The organism is Micromonospora sp. SH-82 (assembly GCF_051132485.1).
In the GTDB taxonomy this organism is placed as follows: domain Bacteria; phylum Actinomycetota; class Actinomycetes; order Mycobacteriales; family Micromonosporaceae; genus Micromonospora.
In genome coordinates this window covers 3,764,006-3,769,951 of sequence record NZ_CP148049.1, presented here as the reverse complement: position 1 = coordinate 3,769,951, position 5,946 = coordinate 3,764,006, and the positions used below count along the sequence as shown (strand labels likewise).

Annotated in this window: 1 protein-coding gene; it reads right to left on the bottom strand. The window is 75.0% G+C overall.

Translation table 11 applies throughout. The features are described from left to right. Positions 1-25 precede the first annotated feature (25 nt). Positions 26-5,824, bottom strand: coding sequence for a beta-ketoacyl synthase N-terminal-like domain-containing protein (locus tag WHN02_RS16930; protein WP_434739715.1), 5,799 nt, complete (start codon positions 5,822-5,824; stop codon positions 26-28). Positions 5,825-5,946: the final 122 nt, after the last annotated feature.

Sequence of the window (5,946 nt, the reverse complement as noted above, 5' to 3'; positions counted from 1 at the left end):
GGGAACCTCCCTGCGGGGACGACTGTCAGTCACGGGTGGCTACCTGCATGTGCAGCAGGGAGGCGACCAGCGGCTCCGGACGCTGCGGTTCGGGCTCGGCCCGGCCGTCGAGCCAGAGCCGACGGCGACGGAACACCGGCGGGGGCAGGGGCGTCCGGCGCGGCGTCGTCGGTGGGGCGGCGCTGAGCACCAGGTGGGCGTTGGTGCCACCGAGTCCGAAGGAGCTGACCCCGGCGACCCGGTCCCGTCCGGGCGGCCACGGTGCCGTGGCGGTGGTGACGTGCAGGGGCGAGCGACCGACGTCGAACCGGGGGTTCGGCACCCGACAGAACAGCGTCGGCGGGATCTGCCCGTGTTCCACCGCCAGGGCCGCCTTCACCAACCCCGCCATTCCGGCGGCGCTGAGCAGGTGTCCCAGGTTGGACTTGACGCTGCCCACCTCGATGCCGCCGACCGGCTGCCCGGCGAAGACCTCGGTGAGGGCCCGCAACTCGATCGGGTCGCCGATCATCGTCCCGGTGCCGTGCGCCTCCACCATCCCGACCTCGGCGGGGGTACGCCCCGCCATCGCCAGGGCCTGCCGGACCACGTCGGCCTGGGCAGCCGGGTTGGGGGTGGTGACCCCCATCGTGTGTCCGTCGTTGTTGACCGCCACCGCCTCGATCACCGCGTGCACCCGGTCCCCGTCGGACAGGGCGGCGGCGAGCGGCTTGAGCAGGACGACGACGCACCCCTCACCGGGGACGAACCCGTCGGCGTCGGCGTCGAACGTCCGGCACCGGCCGGTGGGTGACAACGCGCGGGCGGCACTGAGGTCGAGGTACGTGTGCTCGTCGAGGAGGACCTCCACGGCACCGGCCACCGCCAACTCGGACTCACCGGCGAGCAGGCTCCGGCAGGCAGTCTGCACCGCGACCAGCGACGACGAGCAGGCGCTGTCGACGACGAGGTTCGGGCCGCGCAGGTCGAAGTGGTGGGCCACCCGGGCGACGATGAAGTTCTGGTCGGACCGCAGGACGTCGGATCGGACCGGGACCCGTCGGCCGTAGTCGGACAGCCGGGCCCCGGCGACCACGGCGACCCGCCGGCCGCGCAGTTCGGCCTGGTCGTACCCGGCCTCGGCGAAGCACTCGGCGGTGCCCTCCAGGAACATCCGGATGGCCGGGTCGAGGCACCGCGCCTCGTCGTCGGTCATGTCGAAGTACCCCGGGTCGAAGTCCTCGATGCCGGGGACGAACCCACCCCACCTGCTGATCGACCGGCCCAGCGACGGCTCCGGCGAGTACCACAGGCGGTGGTCCCACCGGCTGGGCGGCACCTCCGTGACGGCGCAGTCGCCCCGCAGGAGGTTGGCCCAGAAGGTGGCCGGGTCGGACGCGCCGGGGACCCGCACGGCCATCCCGACGATGGCGATCCGCCTGTCGACCGGCTCACCCGACCGGACGCCCGGCACCGCGTCCAGGCGACCGCCCGGATCGGAGGTCGGAGCCGAGGTCGGAGCCGAGGTCGGAGCCGAGGTCGGAACCGGGGTCGGGGTGGGCGGCGGTGTGGTGGTGACGAGGTGGTCGGTCAGTTGTTCCAGGGTGGGATGGAGGAGCAGGGTCGCCGGGTCGAGGGGACGTCCCAGCCGCCCCTCGACGGCGACCAGCAGTTCCCCCAGGAGGACCGAGTCGACCCCGAGGTCACCGAACTCGACAGTCGGATCGAGGTCCCGCTCCGGTACGCCGATCACCTCCGCGACGAGACCCGCCAACCAGGTCGGACCGGCGGGCCGGTCGGGGCGTACCCGCAGGAGGGCGTCCGGGTCGGGGCCGGGTCCCAGCGGCGGAACGGGCAGGACGACCTCCCCCACCGGCAGGGCCAGGACCCGGTCCAGGACCCGCAGTCCGGCCGCGTCGTCCAGGGCGGCGATCCCCGCCGGGGCGCAGGGGTTGGGGAGGCCGCTGGTCGACCCGGTCTGCGCCCACTGGGGCCAGTCCACCGCCCGCATCCCGGTCCGACCGGCGGCGATCTCGGCCCGGACCAGCTCGTCCACCGCCGCGTTCGCCGTCGCGTAGTCGGACACCCCGGCGGCCAGGGCCGGGACTGTGGCGCAGACGGAGGAGAAGACACAGAAGAAGTCGAGCCGGTCGTCGGCGCAGAGTCGGGCCAGGTCCTCGTACCCGTCGAGTTTCGGGGCGAGGACCGCGCGGATGTCGGATGTCGTCTTGTGGACGAAGGCGGGACTGCCCTGACCGCCCGTACCGGCGCAGTGGATCACCCCCCGCAGCGGCCCCAGCTCGGCCCGCACCCGGTCCAGGAACCCGCCGATCCCCGGGAAACCGCCGGTGTGCTGGAGGACCCGGACACCCCTGTCGGTCAGTGCCCGGGCGGTGTCGGTGGTGGGCCGGACCCCCACCAGGGCGACCGCGCGTGCCCCGTGGTCGACCAGGTGTCGGGCGACCAGGGCACCGGTCCCCCGGGTCCCGCCGGTCACCAGGTACACCCCGTCGGGGTCGCACCGCAGCGGGACGTACGGGGCGGACACCGGCTCCAGGTGCGGCCGGTACCGTCGGCCGTCCCGGTACCGGACCAGCCCGTACGGGTCGGGGCGGGCCCACTCGGCGCGGATCTCGTCGACCGGGTCGTCGGCCCGGTCGGTGTCCAGGACCGTCGCGGTGACCCGGGCGTACTCGGCCCCGAGCGCCCGGACGAACCCGGCGGTACGGACGTCGGCGTCGGCGACCTGGACGATCCGCAGCGGGGTCCGGGGGCGGGCCGACAGCAGCCGCCGCAGGACAGCCACCCGGGTCTCCCAGTCCGCCTCGCCGGGCAGCAGGAGCAGGCCCGACACGTCCGGCCGGTCGGCCAGGACCCCGGTGAGGTCGGCCTCGTCCCGGACACCCGTCATGCCCAGGGCCGCGACGGTCCCGGGGGCACCGCCGAGGCAGACCACGCCCGTCAGGTCCGGCATCGACCCGGGCGTCACCTCCTCGGCCCGCCACCCCCTGCGGTACAGCGGAACCTCCCCGCCGACCGGCTCCGCAGCGCCCTGCGGGGTCGGTTCCGAGGTCGGCGCCGGCGAACCGGTCGGGACGGCCGGGGTCGAGAGGGCCGACGGGGTCGACGGATCGGCCGGGGCGGGCTCGGGGGCCCAGCACCGAAGTCCGGCGAACGGGTACGACGGCAGGTCGACCACCGACCGGCGGGACGGATGCAGGCGTTCCCAGTCGACAGGGCCACCGTCGACCCAGTGCCGACCGATCTCGGCCAGCGACTCCGTACCCGTCACCGGCAGGACCGGTCGGGTCGGGTCGGAGGCGGCCGGGGCGCGCCCCACCATCACCGTCGGGTCACTGCGGTACCGGTCCAGCCGGTCCACAAGCGACCTGACGTCCTCGACCACCACGGCCAGCCGTTGTCGAAGGGGCTCCCGCCCGACCTGGAGGGTGTACGCGACGTCGGCGAGGGCGGGTCCACCCCCGGCGAGCAGGGCGGCGGCCTCCTCGGCCGCCCCGACACCGCCCGCACCGGCGGCGATCCGGCGTACCGCCGCCCAGAGGTCCTCGGTGGACGGGGCGTGCCCGGAGCGCAGGTGCGCGGCGACCCGGTCGACGAGTGCCGCGAGGCGGTCCTCGTCTGCGGCGGAGAGGACGACCAGGTGGGGGCCGGGAGGCGGGGGCGGGGCCGGCTCCCGGGTGGGTGGGGCGGCGACCACGGCGTGGGCGATGGTCCCCCCGGCCCCGAAGGAGCTGATCCCCGCCACCCGGGGGCCCCGCCACTCGGCCCGGTCCCGTTGCACCCGGAACGGCACCGCGTCCCAGGGCACCTGCGGGTTGAGGTCGTCGGCGTGCAGGGACGGGGCGAGGACGCCGTGCCGCAGTTGCAGCAGGACCTTGGTCAGTCCGGCCAGGCCGGCGGCGGCCTCGGTGTGCCCGATCGTCGACTTCACCGACCCGATGGGGATGCCGGCGACGGGCAGGTCCCCGTACGCCCGGGTCAGGCCGTCGATCTCCACCGGGTCACCGAGGGCCGTCCCGGCGCCGTGCGCCTCCACGTACCCGATCTCGGTGGGGGTGGTGTCGGCGTCCCGCAACGCCCGGCGGACCACCTCGGCCTGGGCGGCCGGGTTGGGCACCAGGTATCCGTTGGTCCGGCCGGCGTGGACCACCGCCGTACCCCGGACGACCCCGTGCACCGGGTCCCCGTCGGCGAGCGCCCGGTCCAGGGGTTTGAGGACGAGGACCCCCACCCCCTCGGCGGGGACGAAACCGTCCCCACCGGCGCCGAAGCTGCGGCTGCGCCGGTCGGTGGCGGTGAGTGTCATCCGTTGCTGCTGGCGGAACTTGTTCGGGTGCAGGCTGAGGCTGACCGCCCCGGTGATCGCCACCTCGGCGTCGCCCTGGCGCAGGCACCGGACCGCCAGGTCGAGGGCGACGAGGGCGGATGAGCACATGGTGTCCACGGTGAGGCTCGGCCCGTGCAGGTCGAAGTGGTACGAGACCCGGTTGGCGATCCCGCCCAGGGTGGCACCGGTGTCCTGGGGGAAGCCCCGGCCGGTCTGCTCCACCCCGAAGTAGGGGTACTCGTTCCACATCGCCCCGGCGTAGACGGCGACCGAGCCGTGGTGACGCCGCCGCAGCCGGGTCCGTGGGTATCCCGCGCTCTCCAGGGCCTCCCAGGTCACCTCCAGGAAGAGCCGTTCCTGCGGGTCCATCAGGGCCGCGTCCCGGGGGGTGATCCCGAACAGCATCGGGTCGAACCTGTCGACCCGGTCGAGGAAGCCGCCCTCCATCAGCTCCACCGGCCACCCGGGGCGGGCCCGGTCCTGCGGCAGGGGGGTGACGCAGTCGCGTCCGTGGACCAGGTTGTCCCAGAACTCGGCGAGCCCCGGTGACCTCGGGTAACGCCCGGCGACCCCGATCACCGCGATCTCCGTGACCTGCGGACGGCGCCCTGTCGACACCGCCCGGCCTACCGTCGGCCCCCCGGCACTGGGCGGGGTCGGGTCGACGGCGGGCGGGGACGCCGGGGCGGCGGACGCATGGCCGGGAGGCGGGGGTGCAGCGGCGGGTGTCGCGGCGGGACCGTCGTGGAGGGCCTGGTGGCCGGGTGTCCGGCTGGAAGCCTGGTGGCCGGGTGTCCGGGTGGAGGCGTGGTGGCCGGCGGCGGCGAGGGCGGCGGCCACCTCGGCGAGGGTTCCGTGTTCGAAAAACAGGGTCCGGGTCCGTACGCCGAGGTCCTGTTCCAACCGGGTGTTCACCTCGGTGACCAGGTAGGACGACAGTCCCAGGTCGGTCAGGGGGAGGTGGGCTGCGACGACGCCCGCCGGGTTGCCGGACACCTCCGTGTACACCCGGACGAGGTAGCGCTCCAGCTCCCCGACGTCCCCGGGACCGGGGGCCGACGCGACGTCCGGGGTGACGGGGGCCGCGACCCCGAACGGATAGGTGGGCAGCGGGACCCGCCGGGGCGGGGTCGGCCAGTACCGCCGCCAGTCGACGTCCCGCCCGGACACCCAGGCCGTGGCCGCGTCCAGCTCGGTGTCGGGGGCGGGGCCACCCGGGTCCCGACCGGCGATACCGTGCCGGACGGCGTCGGTGGGGTCGCCGCGCAGGAACGCGGCGAGCCCGTCGGCGAGGTCCCGGTGGTCCCGGCAGAACACCACCAGCCGGTACGCCAGCGGGGCACGTCCCACCTGCAGGGTGTACGCGACCTCCGCGAGATCGGGTCGTGGCACGGCGTCCTCGACGTGTCGGCGCAGCCGCTCGGCGCAGTGCCTGAGCGGGGTGGGGCCGGCGGCGGAGAGGACCACCGCATGGGGGTTCTTCGACTGCTGCGTCACGGCACCTGCCCGGGTGGGAAGGGTGTGGGCCGACCGTCCGCGACCCGGGCCCCACGCTAGGAGTGGGCCGGGCAACCGCCTGCTCAACACTGAGCAGGCGTCGATATCCAACGATTGGTGCA